Source organism: Vibrio sp. Vb1337 (assembly GCF_033338715.1).
GTDB lineage: Bacteria > Pseudomonadota > Gammaproteobacteria > Enterobacterales > Vibrionaceae > Vibrio > Vibrio alginolyticus.
In genome coordinates this window covers 1-1,464 of record NZ_JAWOTD010000096.1, presented here as the reverse complement: position 1 = coordinate 1,464, position 1,464 = coordinate 1, and the positions used below count along the sequence as shown (strand labels likewise).

Annotated in this window: 3 protein-coding genes; all 3 read right to left on the bottom strand. The window is 45.8% G+C overall.

Features of this window, described 5'->3' with window-relative positions; genetic code table 11:
• A partial coding sequence (locus R7E42_RS24160) for a SirB1 family protein (RefSeq protein ID WP_318073109.1) occupies positions 1 to 639 on the bottom strand: 639 nt, incomplete at its 3' end.
• A 5-nt stretch (positions 640 to 644) separates the two neighbouring features.
• Complete coding sequence (locus R7E42_RS24155; RefSeq protein ID WP_005468486.1) at positions 645 to 1,028, bottom strand: SirB2 family protein; 384 nt, start codon at positions 1,026 to 1,028, stop codon at positions 645 to 647.
• Between the two features lie 41 nt (positions 1,029 to 1,069).
• Positions 1,070 to 1,464: HemK/PrmC family methyltransferase (locus R7E42_RS24150; RefSeq protein ID WP_318073108.1), on the bottom strand; the 395-nt coding region annotated here is incomplete at its 5' end.

Sequence of the window (1,464 nt, the reverse complement as noted above, 5' to 3'; positions counted from 1 at the left end):
ATCTGGCACAAAGGTCAACGCCAGATTAGTACAGCGCAGCGCCAGTGTGTAACGCTCTTCTCTCAGCATCGCGCTTTTAATCAACGCCAACCAGCGACCAATCACTGTCGGATTATCCGCTTCGTCAAAATGTTCCGGTTTAAGCTGCGCTAACGGCCCTTCTTGACCGATTAACCAAGCTTGAAGGATTTTCTCACCAACATACTCCCCGTTGAACGGGTTAATGTAGTCTGGTGTTTTGTGCATCCAATCCACTTTAATTAGGAACTGAGTTGGGAATGTCACACCTTTCATAGGGAAGCCAAGGCGATTGCCTAAGTACAATAAAATTGCACCTAAGCTGACCGGTATACCTTTTTTACGCTCTAGCACTTTATCGATAAAGCTGTTGTCAGAGATAAAGTACTCTTGGTCGTCACCTTTGAAGCCCCACTCATGGAAAAACAGACGTAGGAAAGAGTCGAAACGCTGCTCTTCATCTGTTTCATGGATAAGCGTTGCTTCTGCTTCTTGGTACAGACGCTCTAGCTCTTGCTTAGCCCAATGGACGTTGGTTTCTGGATTAACGGATTTATTGAGCTCTAACGCTCCTTCCACCAGCGCCATGTTGTCAAAATCTTCGTCAAAAAACTCAAGCATGACGATTACCCAAATAAAGTTGGACTCTTAGACACGGCGATGTTAGCCGCCATGACCAACCAACCGAGTGCGCCAAAGAAACCGAAAATTTGCAGCAATTTATTTTTAGCTAGTTTCAGAGCGAAGAAGCCCAGAGCAATGTACGCCAACACACACGTGATCTTGTTGGTTAGCCAAGGGGCTGAGTCTGTAAATGGAATGAAGCCAGTAACAAAGATCAAAGCAACACCTGACAACAACAGCGCGGTATCAACAATGTGTGGAAAAACTTTCAGAAAACGATGGTTGCGCTTTGGAGAGTTCATCATCATTAACGCGAATCGAATCGACAACAATGTGGCACTCAGTGCGATGGTGACAAGGTGAATATGTTTTAGAGCTACGTACATTTTTCTTCTCTTTTAATAAATTACTGCTGACTTGCTCGTTCTTATGAAGGCTGGTAGCAACCGAGGGTCACTCGATCATTCCCACCATAATCTTTTTCGGTGACAACTTGCTGATAACCAAAGCCACTCATGATCTCACGAACCGCCTCGCCTTGGTCGTAACCGTGTCCGAAGGCAAGCCAACCGCCCTCTCCAAGATACTGACGAGCCAAATCGGAGATATGGCGAATATCCGCTAAGCCATTTTCATCAGCGACCAGCGCGGATTTTGGCTCAAAACGAACGTCACCTTGGGATAAATGCGGATCTTTCTCGTCAATATACGGCGGATTGGAAACAATTAAAGCAAACTTTGTTCCCTCTGCAATAGGCTCGAACCAGCTACCTTGGTCAAACGTCACATTTTTGATGTTTAGCTGCGCGGCATTGTACTCAG